Consider the following 14371-nt stretch of genomic DNA (forward strand, 5'->3'; position numbering starts at 1 on the left):
GGGATTTTGGGGGGATTTTGCAAAGGTCTCTAAAATATAAAGAATCAACATGTTGCCCAAGAATACGCTCTACCCCATCGCCTGCCGTTTGATTTGCGCCGTCAGCAGGCTGCGCTTTTTCGCTGAGTTTTTTGGAGTTTTCCAAACCGGTTTTAGCGGAATCGGGAAAAACAGATACTATGTCGTACAGTACGTTTTTAGGCCGCCTGAAACACTCAAAAAACAGTATGATTCGTCTGTTTTCCGTTTGTAGGAGTCATCCATGATTGCAGCCACCATCACCATCCAAGACCAAAACCTCGCCGGCAAAGTGCTGCACGAGCTGTTTTTGAAGTTCCGAACCAACCGCATCAGCACGGCGGAGCTGATTGCCGAACGCGTGCGACAGGAAGTCGCCGCCTACAACAACCGCAGCGAAGAAGCCATGCTGCGCCACAGCCTAGTTATCCCCACTGCGCGCGGCGATATTGTGATAGACCCGCAAGGCAAAAAACACCAGCCCGTGGATGCCGAAACGCAAATCGCCATCGCGCTCAAAGCCTTTGAGCAAAACGGCTTTTTTATCCTTGCCGACAACCGCCAGCTAGAAACGCTAGACGAAACCGTGTATCTGCACGACGGCTTGATTGTGAACTTCATCAAGCTCACGCCCTTGGTGGGTGGCTAGTTTCGCCGCGCCGCCAGCCGTTTCGCTTTTCAGGCTGCCTTAACCTTAATCTTTCAGGCTGCCCTATCGCCCAACCCCATCCGCAAAGGAAAACCCCATGACCCAATATCAACTTGATAACGTCATTTCTGCCGAACAACGCGCCGAGTTTGACCAACTTCTCGTCCAAATCATTGAAGAATGGGCAGGCGAACTCAAAAACTGCCCCAGCTATGTTCCCAAAGTAGAAAAAACCAGCCCCGAAACGCGCGTAAACCTGCTGATTTTTTTGATTGAGCAAATCCGCGGTTGGAAATTGTTTAAAGAAGGCGGTCCCGCATACAAAAGCATACCCGCCGAAATGAGCTACACCAATAAAGGTACAAAGCGCTGCATCCTAGCCCAAGCCATCGCCCGTAAAAACCTGCCGATGAGCGAAGACGACATCCGCCGCATTTTTGCCGCCATGTTTGATGCCAACGGCTTAGCCGAAGACCAAGCCTATTTCTACCCCATCAAACACCTGCTCAACCAAATCAAAAAACAATATCCCAACCCATCCGAAGCACTCATAGGCAGCCTGAAAACCGCCCGCGAGCAATTCCAAAAGTTCAGCAGCCAAAGCGTGTATTTCATTTATTTCATTGATCGCACTACCGCGAGCAAAATCGTTTCCGCGTTTAACGAAATCATCAGCGAAGTAGGGCAAGCCGCATTCCCCTACGATGACAGATTCGCCGAACATGCCAACCCCCAGCTTGCCGCTTTGCCTGCGCCCGAACAAAAAACATGGGCAAAAATCATCACGCTCGCCCTATCCGCCAACGCCGCCCAGCCCTGCGCAAAATATCTGAAAGAAAGCAAAGCATTGATAGACGAATTGGGCGCGGATAAATTCAAAAAAATGCTGCACGGCTGGCTAGATTTTGCCCGCACCGCCGAAGACCGCCTAGTGTTTCCCATTGAAAACATCAACCAAACCGTGTTTAAAGGCTTGGTGTGGATGTGCGCCCATTTCCACGACAATGCCACCATCACAGCCATCGCCGATTTAGCCCTGCACAGCTACGAAAAAGTCCCCGACATCGGCGCGCGCTACCAAGCCATCGGCAACGCCTGCTTCTACACGCTGTACCGCTCCAAAGGGCTGGACGGCATCGCCCAGCTCACCCGCCTGCGTCTGCGCATCAAATTCAGCAACGCCCAAACCGCCATCAGCAAATATCTGGAAGCCGCCGCCAGCGAGCGCGGTGTGAGCCGCAATCAAATTGAAGACATGGCGGTGGACGACTTCAAGCTGCACAACCACAGCCGCGATTATGCGTTTAACGACTACACCTGCCGCTTGGCGATAACAGGCGTGGGCAAAAGCGAGTTGCAATGGTTCAAGCCCGATGGCACGCCGCAAAAAACCGTGCCCGGTTTCGTGAAAGACGACTTTGCCGCCAAGCTCAAAAAAATCAAAGCCACGCAAAAAAACCTGAACGCTCAGCTCACCGCCCAGCGCGATCGCCTAGACCAAATGCTGCGCTCCGATCAACGCATCAGCCGCGAGCACGCCGAACAGTATTACTGGCAACACGGCTTAATGTCGTATCTCACCCGCCCGCTCATCTGGCAGTTTTTCCAAAACGAAAACGATGAAAACAGCATCGCCGCCCTATGGCTTAACGGGCAATGGGTGGACGAACACGGCGCGCCGATAGACGTTTCAGGCTGCCAACAAGTTATCCTGTGGCACCCCGCGTTGGCTAACCGCCAAAGCATAGAAAACTGGCGCAATCTGCTGATGGCAAACGAAATCCGCCAGCCCATCAAGCAAGCCTTCCGCGAAATCTATTTGCTCACCGAAGCCGAAATCAACACCCGCACATACAGCAACCGCTTCGCCGCGCACATCTTGAAGCAACACCAATACATGACGCTCGCCAAAATGCGCGGCTGGAAAGGCTCGCTGGGCGGCGCATGGGACGGCGGCGACGATGCCCGCGTTACCCTAGATTTGCCCGAATACAACCTGTGCGCCGAATTTTGGGCAAACACCGTGGATGGCGACGAACAATCCTACACCGATGCAGGCATCTATTTTTACGTCAGCACCGACCAAGTGCGCTTTCATCATCTGGAAGAAAGCAACAACCCGATAGAGCTGATCAACATTCCACCGCGCGTGTTTTCCGAAGTGTTGCGCGATGTGGATTTGTTTGTTGGCGTCGCCAGCGTGGGCAACGACCCCACATGGCAAGACAACGGCGGCTCGCCGCGCTATTTCAGCTATTGGCAAAGCTATTCCTTCGGCGATTTAAGCGAAGTGGCAAAAACGCGCAAAGCCGTGCTGGAAACCCTGTTGCCGCGCCTGAAAATCGGCAAAGTGGCGCATATAGACGGCAATTTTTTGGTGGTGCAAGGCAAGCTGCGCACCTACAAAATCCACATCGGCAGCACCAACATCCTGATGCTGCCCGACGACCAATATTTGTGCATCGTACCCGACCGCAGCAAAAAAGACGTTACCGATAAGCTGTTTATCCCGTTTGAGGGCGACAACGCGCTCTCCGTGGTGCTGTCCAAAGCCATGCTGCTTGCCGACGACGACAAGATTACCGATAGCACGATTACCTCGCAGATTCAATGGTAAATTGGGACAGCCTGAAAAACGCAAATGCCTCCATCCTTGCGGTTTCAGGCTGTTTTGGAACACAGGACGCGTAGGCAGCAAATGCCCTCTACGCGCATAGGTCGGGTTCAAACCCAACATTTCGGGAATGTTTGACCGTTTTGTTGCGGTTTGAGCCGACCTGCGCTTGTTAAATATATGCTGCCGAAGGTCGTCTGAAAAAGGCAACCTGTCCTTCGGATTATCAAATTTCAGACGACCCTAAACCTTCAACAACAAGGAAAAAACCATGCTCACCACCCAAGCAGAGCAACTGATGCAACAACATAAAACTCAATTTATGCAGGACTGCGCCGAACGCGCTCCTAACCTGACCGCCTTTATCCAAGAAATATTGCAGGGCAAGCATTGGGGGTTTTCAGATGAAAACGAATCATTTGATCAGGCGGTGGCACTGATTATGGAATACGAATATCAGGATTTCTCTGTTTACGGCTGGCTGCGCAACCAAAATGGCGGCTCTTTAGGCGACGGCATCATAGACTTCCCCAAAGAATGCTTGCCCAAATTTGATGCAGATGTGGAAGACGAGATATACGGCTTGGAACAAGACGAAGAAGAAGAAGATGGAGAAGAAGATGGAGAAGAAGATGGAGAAGAAGATGACGAAGAAGAAGTATGGGACGCTATAGATGATTTTTACAGCGGGCTACACGAATATTTCAGCCGCTGGTTTGCGGGCTGCTTCCGAACCGCCGCGCAAAACACCGCCTCCACCCTGCCCGCCTATTTTTCTGTACACGACACCAACAGCTACACCAATCTTGCCACCATGCAGAAGGAGCTTTGCGACGATATTGCCGAAAAATTCGGCTGGGCATCGTTTTGGCAAGATTAGGCAACGTCCCATAACCCAAAGGTCGTCTGAAAACTCAGCTTCAATACAATAAAACAGATTTCCCGAAGAAAGCATAGGTTGTTTTCCCATCCAACCCAACAACAGACCACCCATGAAGTTTCTCAAAAAACTATGCGAACGAATTCTTGACTGGCTCGTCACTAGCAACATGATAGGCTATGTGATATTGCTAGTTATCGCCACTGTTCTCGGACTGATGTACGGTGGAGAAATAATTCTGGATAAAGCCCTTGGCCACATTGATACACCTTGGCTCCCTATTATCGGCTTCTGTTTGGCATTGACTACGCTCTTCGCAATTTGGTTTATCGAAGAAGATTTAACCGAGCAGACGATGGAATTCAAACGGCGCGACAAATATCTGTGCGGTGCAATCGGCGGTTTGGTCAGCGCGCTACTGATTAAATGGACGTGGCAGGCAGCCTTGATGGGATTGTCGATAGGCATACTGCTGGCGGCGTTGATGAGATGGTTGAAATATGTAATGCGGTATATATAAATTGGTCCAAGCATCCCTTTTCAGACGACCCTTTACACCCAATCCTTTGAAATTTATCAAAAAACTGCATAACCGATTTTAGGATTGGTTTCCTATCCTTGCCGCAGGCATACTGCTACCGAACAATCGTCATGATAGGGAACCCTTTTTACTGCACGGCGCAAGGCTTCCAACTTATCGGGCAAAGACGGGGAAGCGTTCCATAATGTTTCCAAGCGTTCATGGGATAGCGCGTCGTGCAGACCGTCGGAACAAACCAAAACTGCCTCGCCTCTTTGCAAGATCAAAGAATCGGTAAAAATTTTAAAATGGGTTTCTTCATTATCCGCTATCAGGCAGTGCGCCAAAGCATAGTACATATCGGCGTATTCGGTATCTGCCCTCGCTTCTCCCTGCTCGATTAAATCCGCCAACACAGTGTGGTCATGGCTTACCTGCCGCCAACGCCCCTCTGCCGATATATGGTAAACGCGGCTGTCGCCGACATTGCAGATGCGGCACAAACCGTCCGCCCCGACGACTACCGAAGCGAAAGTCGAGGACGCGCCAAAATATTCATCGGCAAGCATGTCGCAGAAGCTGCCGTGCAGCCTTCGCAGGAAACGCCCTTCTGCATCGCCCTCGCGCACGAAGGCGTCCAACCAAAACCGGCTGGCGAGATGCGCGGCGGGGCTGCTGGATACACCGTCTGCCACTGCCAGCCGCACGGCATCGTCCGCCTCGGACACACGGGTTTTGTGCAGCCTGACCTGACGCACCACCGCACCGTCAAACAAAGCATCCTGATTGCGTGCTTTGCCGGCACCGACCATTTGAAAATAAGCAAGCTGAAACATGGTAATCCTGACAATCCGATCCTGATTTAAATAAACCTACTTCGGCGCTTTTCGCAAAAACGAACTTCATCGTAAAGCCCCTTGTTTATCAGCGACAGTATATATCAATCATGCTGATGCACTTAACCGGCTGAAATTTCTGACGACAGGTCGTCTGAAAACGCAGAAACCCATTTTTCAGACGACCTGACTTTGCCAAAGCAATTGATTTTATGTAAACTGAAAACTTCTTGTCGGAGTGCTGCTTGTTCCCGCAAACAGCTGAGACCGCGCCAGCGGAATCCGTAGAACCTGTCGGGGTAATGCCTGCGTAGGAAACAAGCTGTCAAACGCCTTTTCAGGCTTCCGTTCCCTTTCCCGCATTTCCCGCCATTCGGTGGATTCCGCTTCCGTCTTGTCTTTCGTCTTTCCGACTGCCCAAATACTGCGAAGGAATCCACCATGCCCCGTATCGCCATTCTCGGCGGCGGCCTCTGCGGCCGTCTGACTGCCTTACAGCTTGCAGAACAAGGTTTATCGGTTGCCCTCTTTGACAAAGGCGGGCGCAAAGGCGAAAACGCCGCCGCTTATGTTGCCGCCGCCATGCTCGCGCCTGCTGCGGAAGCGGTCGAAGCTACGCCTGAAGTCATCAAACTGGGCAGACAGAGCATTCCACTTTGGCGCAACATCAGAGGTCGTCTGAAAACACTGACCATGATGCAAGAAAACGGCAGCCTGATTGTGTGGCACGGTCAGGACAAGCCATTATCCGGCGAGTTCGTGCGCCATCTCAAACGCGGCGGCGTGGCGGATGACGAAATCGTCCGTTGGCATGCCGATGAAATTGCCGAACGCGAACCGCAACTCGGCGGACGTTTTTCAGACGGCATCTACCTGCCGACCGAAGGTCAGCTCGACGGGCGGCAGATGCTGTCTGCGCTTGCCGACGCTTTGGACGGGCTGAACGTCCCTTGCCATTGGGAATACGAATGCACCTCCAACGACCTGCAAGCCCAATACGACTGGCTGATCGACTGTCGCGGCTACGGCGCAAAAACTGCATGGAACCAACCTCCCGAACACACCAGCACCTTGCGTGGCATACGCGGCGAAGTGGCGCGGGTTTACACACCTGAAATCACGCTCAACCGCCCCGTGCGCCTGCTCCATCCGCGTTACCCGCTCTACATCGCCCCGAAAGAAAACCACGTTTTCGTTATCGGCGCGACCCAAATCGAAAGCGAAAGCCAAGCCCCCGCCAGCGTACGTTCCGGGCTGGAACTCTTGTCCGCGCTCTATGCAGTCCACCCCGCTTTTGGCGAAGCCGACATCCTCGAAATCGCCACCGGCCTGCGCCCCACGCTCAACCACCACAACCCCGAAATCCGTTACAGCCGCGCCCGACGCCTGATTGAAATCAACGGCCTTTTCCGGCACGGCTTCATGATTTCCCCCGCGGTAACCGCCGCCGCCGTCAGATTGGCAGTGGCACTGTTTGACGGGAAAGACGCGCCCGAACGTGATGAAGAAAGCGGTTTGGCGTATATTGAAAAATAAGTTTGAGGTCGTCTGAAAACGCCGCGCTATCAGTTTTATAAAGGTAACAATATGAATTTAGAAACCAAAATTCCGCCGCCGGCGATATGTTTTATTTGTGCGTTGTTGATGTACATCTCTGCACAAGTGTCGGCTTTGGCCGGCATACTGCCGCGCTTTCCTATATTGCTGTCGGTTGTTTTGATGGTATTTGGGACGGCGTTGGGCGTATTAGGTGTGTGGGCGTTTCGCCGTGTGCGCACGACTGTCAGCCCGTTCACCCCCGAACAAACCGAACACTTTGTTTCAGACGGCGTGTACCGTTTCAGCCGTAACCCGATGTATGCGGGTATGGGCTGCTGGCTGGTTGCATGGGCGGGCTATTTGGCACACCAGCTGCCGTGGTTGTTTTTGGCTGCATTTGTTGCCTATATGACACGCTTTCAAATCATGCCCGAAGAACGCGTTTTGGCGCAGAAATTCGGTGCAGAGTACGAGTCTTACTGCCGACGCGTCCGCCGTTGGTTATAAAAGCTGGAGCTTCCCATCAAGTATCATCCGTCTTCTGCTTTACGGCATGAATGTGAGTACTCGATGTTTTCAGACGACCCCATTAGATGGCTATACCAAGCTGCTCACTTTAACTTAAACAATAAAACAAAAGGGAAACGTCATGATTGAACAAGCAATAGGAAACCTGTCAGGTATCTTTTGGATTTTCCTGCTCGTCATTCCCCTGCTTTTTTTGAAAGCTCTGCTCCAAAACCCCAAAGTAAAAGAGCGCATAGGCGAACGGACAGTCCGTTCTGTAATCGGAAAAGATTTGGACGAAGAAACCTATATAGAATTTCACGATTTGATTATTCCGTCCCGCAGCGGCACGACGCAAATCGACCATATCTATGTTTCGGTTTTCGGGATATTTGTCATAGAAACCAAAAATTACACAGGTTGGATTTTCGGCAGCGAGAAGCAATCGAAATGGACTCAAGTCGTCTATAAGCAGAAACACTACTTTCAAAATCCGTTGCGCCAGAATTACGCACACATCAAGGCATTATCCGAACTGCTGCAACTGCCGGAAGAAAAATTTCATTCGATGGTGGTTTTTCTCGGTGATTGTGAATTGAAAACGCAAATGCCGCCGAATGTCTGCCGTATCAGACAGGCAGCATCCTATATCAGACGTTTTCAGACGACCTTATTGCTGCCACAGGAAATAGAAGCGGCAACTGCCGTGCTGTCTTCAAACGAATACCAAGCCGATGGCAAAAAACTGCGGGCGCATACCGAGCGCCTGCAAGAACGCCATCAGCGATAACTTAAAAGGACACCCCATGACCTTCCCGCCCCTAAAATCCCCGCCCAAATTCTACGCCGTTGTTCCCACCGCCGATTGGGTCGAGCGCATGGTCAAAGCAGGTGCCGACACGGTGCAACTGCGCTGCAAAACCCTGCACGGCGATGAATTGAAACGCGAAATCGTCCGTTGCGTCGCCGCCTGCCAAGGCAGCCGTACCCAGCTTTTCATCAACGACCACTGGCGCGAAGCGATTGCTGCAGGTGCATACGGCGTACATCTTGGGCAGGAAGACATGGACACCGCCGACCTCGCCGCTATCGCCACCGCTGGTTTGCGCTTGGGTTTGAGTACGCACTCCGTCGCCGAACTCGACCGCGCTTTGTCCGTACATCCCAGCTATGTGGCCAGCGGAGCGATTTTCCCGACTACGACCAAACAAATGCCGACCGCCCCGCAAGGCTTGGACAAACTGCGCGAATATGTCAAACAGGCAGGCGGCACGCCCGTCGTCGCCATCGGCGGCATCGATTTGAACAACGCCCGAACCGTACTTGCCACCGGCGTTTCCTCACTCGCCGTCGTCCGTGCCGTTACCGAAGCGGAAAATCCCGAAGCCGTGGTTAAAGCGTTTCAGGCTTTGTGGAATGAATGAGGCCGTCTGAAAACCCAATTTCAGACGGCCTGAGAAAGCGAAAAAGATTCGATTTACCGTGCAGGCAAAACTTAGCCCGCTATAAATACAGAAATATCGAGAAACCATGAACATCATCTTAAACGGCGAACCCGCCGAACTTCACGGCAAAACCGTTGCCGACCTCATCGCCCAAACCGCGCCGCAAAAGCCCTTTGCTGTGGCGGTGAATACCGGATTTGTCGCCAAAGGCGCGTATGCGGAAACGGTTTTGAACGAAAACGACAAAGTCGATATTGTGCGGCCGGTGGTCGGCGGCTAGGCGGTTTTGCCTTTTCAGACGACCCCTGTCCCAAAAACAACGTTATAGTGGATTAACAAAAATCAGGACAAGGCGACGAAGCCGCAGACAGTACAAATAGTACGGAACCGATTCACTTGGTGCTTCAGCACCTTAGAGAATCGTTCTCTTTGAGCTAAGGCGAGGCAACGCCGTACTGGTTTAAAGTTAATCCACTATACAAAGGAACCCATCATGCTCACCCTATACGGAGAAACTTTCCCTTCACGGCTGCTGCTCGGCACGGCTGCCTACCCGACGCCTGAAATCCTCAAACAATCCATCCAAACCGCCCGGCCTGCGATGATTACCGTCTCGCTGCGCCGCGCGGGAAGCGGCGGCGAGGCACACGGTCAGGGATTTTGGTCGCTATTGGAAGAAAGCGGCGTGCCCGTGCTGCCGAACACAGCAGGCTGCCAAAGCGTGCAGGAAGCGGTAACGACGGCGCAGATGGCGCGGGAAGTGTTTGAAACCGATTGGATCAAACTCGAACTCATCGGCGATGACGACACCTTGCAACCCGACGTGTTCCAACTCGTCGAAGCGGCGGAAATCCTGATTAAAGACGGCTTCAAAGTGCTGCCTTATTGCACCGAAGACCTGATTGCCTGCCGCCGCCTGCTCGACGCGGGCTGTCAAGCGTTGATGCCGTGGGCGGCGCCGATCGGCACAGGTTTGGGCGCGGTTCACGCCTATGCGCTGAACGTCCTGCGCGAACGCCTGCCCGTCACGCCGCTGATTATCGACGCGGGCTTGGGTTTGCCCTCGCAGGCTGCACAAGTGATGGAATGGGGTTTTGACGGCGTATTGCTGAACACCGCCGTTTCCCGCAGCGGCGACCCCGTCAACATGGCGCGCGCCTTTGCACTCGCCGTCGAATCCGGACGGCTGGCATTTGAAGCCGAACCGGTCGAAGCGCGAACCAAAGCCCAAGCCAGTACGCCGACCGTAGGGCAGCCGTTTTGGCATTCGGCGGAATATTAAACTTGCCTTCATCATCAGGAAGGCCGTCTGAAAACCGTATTTCAGGCTTTCAGACGGCCTTTTTTTGTCAGCGGCCGCTTATTTGCGCCACACCTCGGCAAAGGCATCGGCCACATAACCGACGTTCGATTCGTTCAATCCCGCCACGCACATCCGTCCGGAAGCAAGCAGGTAAACGGCAAACCCTTCCTGCAAACGCCGTACTTGTTCGGGCGAAAAGCCCGTGTAGCCGAACATGCCGCGCTGTTTGAGGAAATAGGAAAAATCGCCCTCCGGCAGCTTGCGGCCCAATTCATCAAACAAACGCTGCCGCATGGCTTTGATGCGCTCCCGCATCTGCGTAACCTCTTCCTGCCAGCCGGCAAAAAGTTCGGGCGTATCCATCACCGCCGCCGCGACAAACGCGCCGTGCGCCGGCGGGCTTGAGTAAATCCGGCGCACGCCGAATTTCAACTGGCCGAACACCAGCTCCGCTTCGTGCCGCGTCGGGCACACCACGCTCAACCCGCCTATCCTCTCGCCGTAAAGCGACAGGTTTTTCGAAAACGAATTGGCTGCAAACAGCGGCAGGCCGATTTCCGCCGCCCGCCGGATGGCGTAGGCATCCTGTTCGAAACCGTCGCCGAAGCCCTGATAGGCAATGTCCATAAACGGAATCAGGCCGTTTGCCCGTATCACTTCCAGCACCTTGTCCCATTGCCCGCAATCCAAATCCACGCCGGTCGGATTGTGGCAGCACGGATGCAGCACCAACACACTGTTGCGCGGCAGGGCGGCAAAAAAGGCCAGCATTTCGTCAAATTTCAGCCCACCTGTCGCCGGGTCGTAATAAGGGTAAACGCCGACTTCGAAACCCGCGCCCTGGAAAATGCCTTTATGGTTGTCCCAAGTCGGATCGCTGACATAAACCTTGGCCTCGGAAAACCAGCGGGCAAGGAAATCCGCACCGATTTTCAGCGCGCCCGAACCGCCCAAAGTTTGGATGGTGGCAATCCGCCCTTCCTGCAAAGCGGGATGCGCCGCGCCGAACAGCAGCCTTTGCACGCCGTGCCGGAAGGCCTCCAAACCTTCCATCGGAAGATAGGAGCGGGGTTGCGCCACGGCCGCACGGGCAACCTCCGCCGTCCGTACCGACGACAAGACGGGCAGCCGCCCCGCCTCGTCCAAATAAATACCGATACCGAGATTGACCTTTTCCGGCCGTTTGTCGGCCTGAAAAGTCTCTACCAGGCTCAAAATCGGATCGCCGGGATAAAATTCGACGTGTTGGAACATATTTTTCTCCTGACTCTGTGTTTTGTTGGTTGGATACCCGATTCTACCGCATCGCCCCGTCCGAGCGTACTGTCCGCATAGTACACGCATCCTCCCCGAATATAGACAAAACAGCGCGCCCGTAAAAATAAAAGGCCGTCTGAAAACCGTATTTCAGGCTTTCAGACGGTCTTTGCGGCCATACTGCAAACGCGCCGCATCCGCCGCCCGATATGCGCCTGCATCATCGGCCGGGTTGGGAAACGGCGGGCAGGCTACCCGAAAATGGCTCGGTGTACAAAGGGCGGGAAGGATGGCTGCCGGACGGAGAGGCCGTCTGAAAGAAAAACGGCGGCGGCAAAATGCTATAATGCCGCCCGACCAAACAACCCGCAAAACCGCCATGCAGCCCGATTTTTCCCGCCCTGTGCTGGCCGTCGATACAGGCACTTCCTTCCTTTCCCTCGCCCTGCAAACCGACGGCCGCATCCTGTCGTGCCACACCGATGCCAGCAACAAACAGTCCGACCTCATCCTGCCGCAAATCGGCGGGCTGTTCGCCGAAGCAGGCATTACCGCCGCCGATTTGGGCGCGGTGGTCTATAACTGCGGTCCGGGCGCGTTTACTGGCCTGCGAATCGGCATCGGCGTGGCGCAGGGTCTGGCCGCGCCGTTCGGCACGCCGCTTATCGGCATTCCGTCGCTTGATGCGGCGGCCTACCTGGTGCAAGGGCACGGCGTGCTGGCCGCCGCCGACGCGCGGATGGGCGAAGTCTTCTACGCCTGGTTCGACACCGCAAACCGCCGCCGCCTCAGCCCCTACCGCGTCGGCCGCGCCGCCGGAATTTCCGTGCCGGAAGGCACTGTTTTTTCAGACGGCATCGGCAACGCTTTCGCCCTGAACGACCCGCCGCCTTTCCCAGGCTTGCCCGCCATGCCGACCGCCGCCGACTACCTCGCATTGGCCGCCACGGGCCGCTATCCCGCCGCCGATGCCGCCCATGCCGAACTACTGTATGTCCGCGACAAAATTGCCCTGACCGCCGCCGAGCAGGCCGCGCGGCGGGCGATGGGGGAACAGGCGTGAACATCCGCCCCGCGACATCCGCCGATTGCGCCGCGCTGGCCGCCATCGACCGTGCGGGCAATCCCGCGCCGTGGTCGGCCGCCCAGTTTCAGACGGCCTTAAACAGCCGTTTCGACACCGTCCTGCTGGCCGAACATCAAGGCCGGCCGGCGGCTTTTATCGTTTGGCAGACCGTGGCCGGCGAATCCGAGCTGCACCTCATCGCCACCGCACCCGAAAGCCGCCGCCTCGGCCTGGCCGCCGCCCTGATGCAGTGCTGGTTCGAGGCTGCCGCCGCGCAATCGGTACGGCGGCTGCTGTTGGAAGTCCGCGCCGCCAACCTACCCGCGCAAAACCTTTACCGCTGGCACGGCTTTACCGAATGTGGCCGCCGCCGCGACTACTATTCCCTGCCCGACGGCACGCGGGAAGATGCCGTATTGATGGAGAAACCATGTTAGAAAGCCGCTACCTGCACCTGCACGAAGCCCTCGGCTTGGGGCCGATGTGGCTGAAACAGGGCGCGCGCCTGCTGCCGCCGCCCGCCGAAGGGCAGGACGGCCGTTTTCAGACGGCCTCGGATACCGCCCCGACGGTTCGCACGGCCCCGCAGCCGGAGGCCGCCGTCCACGAGGATGCAAAACAGCCGTCAGGCAACGCCCATGCCGCCACCCTGGCCGCCATCGGCGGCGCGTCCCGAAGGCAAAGCCGCGAACCGTCCGTACCGAAGCCCGCAGAGCCTGCCGCAAATGCTGCAAACACCCTTTCCGACACCTTGCAAGACGGCGTCATCCCGCAAACGCAGGCCGACGCCGCCCGCCTGTTGGCCGTCAGCATCTGCCCCGCCCCCGCCGACTTGGCCGCAGGCCGCCTGTTCAGCGGTGCGGACGGCGTATTGCTCGACAACATGCTTGCCGCCATCGGCCTAACCGCCGCCGACTGCCGCCGCACCAGCTGGCTGCCGTCGGTGGAATTTTCCCCCGATGCCGCCCGATTGCAGGCCGCCGCCGAACGGATGCGCCACGAAGCGGCTTCCGGCCGCATCCGCGCCGTCCTGCTGCTCGGCCAGTTTTTCGAACAGCCGGAAAACGCCGAAGCCGTCGCCGCGACCTTCGGCAACCTGCCCGTATTCACCGTCCCCCATCCCGCGCGTATGTTGCGCCAGCCGCAGCTGAAAGCCCGTGCGTGGACTGAATTGAAACGTCTGCGGCAATATTTGGAGGCCGTCTGAAAGCATAAAGGCCGTCCGAACAATTTTCAGACGGCCTTTATCATGCTGCCGACACTGTCGCCCGCCCGTTTTTCGGCGTACCATTCCCTCTGCCGGAACATACCGGCCATTATTCGACAAACCAGGAGAACCTGATGAAAAAAGCCTTATTCCTTGCCCTATGCGGCCTGTTTGCCGCCGCTGCCCACGCGGGTTGCACCGAAAGCGGCCAGCAGTGCGTGCACTACAAAAACGGCAACGTCGCCGGAGAAGGGGCGTGCTCGGTGAAAAAATGCCAAACCCCGACCGGCAGCAGCCTGAGCTGGAAACAGAAAAACGGCCCGGCCGTTTCGGTGGAAACCGACGCGAAAAGCGGCAAAACGCTGGTGAATAAAAAACCGGGCGGACAAGTGAAAAACGGCAACGCCGCCAGCATGGGGCTGACCTGCTACGCCGCAGATGCCAATAAAAACGAACAGTTCTGCGCCACCAGTTATTGATAAGCCGCAGTTTGACGACAGGCCGAGACCTTTGCAAAATTCCCCAAAATC

General features: G+C 55.5%; 16 protein-coding genes, 1 pseudogene and 1 riboswitch. Of the genes and pseudogenes, 15 read left to right on the plus strand and 2 right to left on the minus strand.

Going from position 1 to position 14371, the window contains the following annotated elements:
• The first annotated feature begins 262 nt into the window (after window positions 1–262).
• From HMPREF3107_RS08055 to HMPREF3107_RS08070, 4 genes are all read left to right on the plus strand, one after another.
• Window positions 263–667 (plus strand): hypothetical protein, encoded by a 405-nt coding sequence (locus HMPREF3107_RS08055; protein WP_246828615.1) that lies wholly within the window; start codon window positions 263–265, stop codon window positions 665–667.
• Window positions 668–764: 97 nt separating this feature from the next.
• Entirely contained in the window at window positions 765–3284 is a 2520-nt protein-coding gene (locus tag HMPREF3107_RS08060; RefSeq protein ID WP_070454839.1) for a DUF4132 domain-containing protein, read from the plus strand.
• A 268-nt stretch (window positions 3285–3552) separates the two neighbouring features.
• Entirely contained in the window at window positions 3553–4161 is a 609-nt protein-coding gene (locus HMPREF3107_RS08065) for a hypothetical protein (protein WP_070454840.1), read from the plus strand.
• 112 nt (window positions 4162–4273) lie between these two features.
• Window positions 4274–4681, plus strand: coding sequence for a hypothetical protein (locus tag HMPREF3107_RS08070; RefSeq protein ID WP_070454841.1), 408 nt, complete (start codon window positions 4274–4276; stop codon window positions 4679–4681).
• 92 nt (window positions 4682–4773) lie between these two features.
• Here the strand turns inward: HMPREF3107_RS08070 and HMPREF3107_RS08075 are convergent, their stop codons facing one another.
• Window positions 4774–5517 (minus strand): PP2C family protein-serine/threonine phosphatase, encoded by a 744-nt coding sequence (locus HMPREF3107_RS08075; protein ID WP_070454842.1) that lies wholly within the window; start codon window positions 5515–5517, stop codon window positions 4774–4776.
• Window positions 5518–5741: 224 nt separating this feature from the next.
• A riboswitch (TPP riboswitch) is annotated at window positions 5742–5851 on the plus strand.
• A 107-nt stretch (window positions 5852–5958) separates the two neighbouring features.
• Here HMPREF3107_RS08075 and HMPREF3107_RS08080 point away from each other — a divergent pair.
• The 7 genes and pseudogenes from HMPREF3107_RS08080 to HMPREF3107_RS08105 all read left to right on the plus strand — a co-directional run bounded on the left by HMPREF3107_RS08080 (window position 5959) and on the right by HMPREF3107_RS08105 (window position 10290).
• Window positions 5959–7053 carry an FAD-dependent oxidoreductase gene (locus HMPREF3107_RS08080; RefSeq protein WP_070454843.1) on the plus strand — a complete coding sequence of 365 codons (1095 nt, stop codon included), beginning with the start codon at window positions 5959–5961 and terminating at the stop codon, window positions 7051–7053.
• A gap of 51 nt (window positions 7054–7104) precedes the next feature.
• Window positions 7105–7563 carry a methyltransferase family protein gene (locus HMPREF3107_RS08085; RefSeq protein WP_070454844.1) on the plus strand — a complete coding sequence of 153 codons (459 nt, stop codon included), beginning with the start codon at window positions 7105–7107 and terminating at the stop codon, window positions 7561–7563.
• 142 nt (window positions 7564–7705) lie between these two features.
• Window positions 7706–8353, plus strand: coding sequence for a nuclease-related domain-containing protein (locus tag HMPREF3107_RS08090; protein WP_070454845.1), 648 nt, complete (start codon window positions 7706–7708; stop codon window positions 8351–8353).
• A gap of 16 nt (window positions 8354–8369) precedes the next feature.
• Window positions 8370–8987, plus strand: coding sequence for a thiamine phosphate synthase (gene thiE, locus HMPREF3107_RS08095; protein ID WP_070454846.1), 618 nt, complete (start codon window positions 8370–8372; stop codon window positions 8985–8987).
• Between the two features lie 106 nt (window positions 8988–9093).
• A complete protein-coding gene (gene thiS / locus HMPREF3107_RS08100; protein ID WP_070454847.1) occupies window positions 9094–9288 on the plus strand; it encodes a sulfur carrier protein ThiS in 195 nt (64 codons plus the stop codon).
• A 34-nt stretch (window positions 9289–9322) separates the two neighbouring features.
• A pseudogene (locus HMPREF3107_RS12815) lies at window positions 9323–9560 on the plus strand (hypothetical protein); the annotation flags it as partial.
• Window positions 9502–10290 (plus strand): thiazole synthase, encoded by a 789-nt coding sequence (locus tag HMPREF3107_RS08105; protein ID WP_070454848.1) that lies wholly within the window; start codon window positions 9502–9504, stop codon window positions 10288–10290. The pseudogene HMPREF3107_RS12815 and the gene HMPREF3107_RS08105, both read left to right, overlap by 59 nt.
• 78 nt (window positions 10291–10368) lie before the next feature.
• On the opposite strand, the gene HMPREF3107_RS08110 is transcribed toward HMPREF3107_RS08105, so the two are convergent.
• The gene (locus HMPREF3107_RS08110) at window positions 10369–11565 is read right to left on the minus strand and encodes an amino acid aminotransferase (protein WP_070454849.1); all 1197 of its coding nucleotides are present in this window, start codon (window positions 11563–11565) and stop codon (window positions 10369–10371) included.
• A 382-nt stretch (window positions 11566–11947) separates the two neighbouring features.
• On the opposite strand from HMPREF3107_RS08110, the gene tsaB reads away from it, so the two are divergent.
• The 4 genes from tsaB to HMPREF3107_RS08130 all read left to right on the plus strand — a co-directional run bounded on the left by tsaB (window position 11948) and on the right by HMPREF3107_RS08130 (window position 14320).
• Window positions 11948–12631 carry a tRNA (adenosine(37)-N6)-threonylcarbamoyltransferase complex dimerization subunit type 1 TsaB gene (gene tsaB / locus HMPREF3107_RS08115; protein ID WP_070454853.1) on the plus strand — a complete coding sequence of 228 codons (684 nt, stop codon included), beginning with the start codon at window positions 11948–11950 and terminating at the stop codon, window positions 12629–12631.
• Complete coding sequence (gene rimI, locus HMPREF3107_RS08120; protein WP_070454850.1) at window positions 12628–13071, plus strand: ribosomal protein S18-alanine N-acetyltransferase; 444 nt, start codon at window positions 12628–12630, stop codon at window positions 13069–13071. The genes tsaB and rimI overlap by 4 nt, the downstream gene beginning before the upstream one ends.
• Complete coding sequence (locus HMPREF3107_RS08125; protein WP_070454851.1) at window positions 13065–13841, plus strand: uracil-DNA glycosylase family protein; 777 nt, start codon at window positions 13065–13067, stop codon at window positions 13839–13841. The genes rimI and HMPREF3107_RS08125 overlap by 7 nt, the downstream gene beginning before the upstream one ends.
• A gap of 134 nt (window positions 13842–13975) precedes the next feature.
• Entirely contained in the window at window positions 13976–14320 is a 345-nt protein-coding gene (locus HMPREF3107_RS08130; protein WP_070454852.1) for a hypothetical protein, read from the plus strand.
• Window positions 14321–14371: the final 51 nt, after the last annotated feature.

This window comes from Neisseria sp. HMSC31F04 (genome assembly GCF_001807735.1).
Classification (GTDB): domain Bacteria; phylum Pseudomonadota; class Gammaproteobacteria; order Burkholderiales; family Neisseriaceae; genus Neisseria; species Neisseria elongata.